This window comes from Vibrio sp. 10N.222.48.A3, from assembly GCF_041475345.1.
In the GTDB taxonomy this organism is placed as follows: Bacteria; Pseudomonadota; Gammaproteobacteria; order Enterobacterales; family Vibrionaceae; genus Vibrio; species Vibrio tasmaniensis_A.
This window is the reverse complement of record NZ_JBFRVX010001511.1, coordinates 1-671: the sequence shown is the minus strand read 5'-3', so window position 1 is coordinate 671 and position 671 is coordinate 1. Positions and strand designations below refer to the sequence as shown.

Here is a 671-nt window from a genome sequence, read left to right as displayed (position 1 = left end):
GTATTAACCTATCATCTGCAACAATTCCCTATCCAAGAGTAAGCAGAAAGTGCCTGAGTTAAAAAGAGAAAAAGAAGTGATGGTTGCCTTCCAAGTGATCCCTCGCGTTAAAGAAGGCAACAACTTCGAAGTGGTTGATAAAGCAATTGAAGTTGTGAAAGCTGCCGATGTGCCTTTCCAAGTCGGAGCTATGGAAACCACGATGAAAGGTGAACTCAACCTACTGCTAGATATCGTTAAAAAAGCAGAACAAGCTTGCTACGATGCAGGGGCTGTAGAAGTGATCACAAACATTAAAATTCACAGTAAAACCACGGAAGCCGATGATACATTTTGCACGTATCATCGTGGTGTAACGAAAGCGAATCACATGTTTGTTTAATAACATTTTTATTTTAGAAAGCTGTTTATTTAAGAAAACAGGGCCTTTAAGAAAGACTCTGAAGAACCAGCGGTATTATTGAAAAGGCATGTCTGAAAGGTGAGAAAGGATTTCCATTCGCTCTTCTTCTGACATCGAATGCCAATCACGCGGAGTCTCTTCAGGGTCATCTTTCGCCCCGATCGGTTTACGATCCAGTGCTTTGACTGGCTCTTTTTTGAGTTTTACGTTCTTTTTATTCATACCGACACCACTCCTTCAGGTACAAAGGTACCTACCTTAATATTAC

At 40.8% G+C, this 671-nt stretch carries 2 protein-coding genes; one reads left to right on the top strand and one right to left on the bottom strand.

The features are described 5' to 3' along the window. Nucleotides 1-79 precede the first annotated feature (79 nt). Nucleotides 80-382, top strand: a complete 303-nt coding sequence (locus AB4653_RS27465; protein ID WP_032555230.1) for a thiamine-binding protein — start codon at nucleotides 80-82, stop codon at nucleotides 380-382. Nucleotides 383-457: 75 nt separating this feature from the next. Here the strand turns inward: AB4653_RS27465 and AB4653_RS27460 are convergent, their stop codons facing one another. Further along, nucleotides 458-625, bottom strand: coding sequence for a hypothetical protein (locus tag AB4653_RS27460; RefSeq protein WP_009846446.1), 168 nt, complete (start codon nucleotides 623-625; stop codon nucleotides 458-460). Between the last annotated feature and the right edge of the window lie 46 nt (nucleotides 626-671).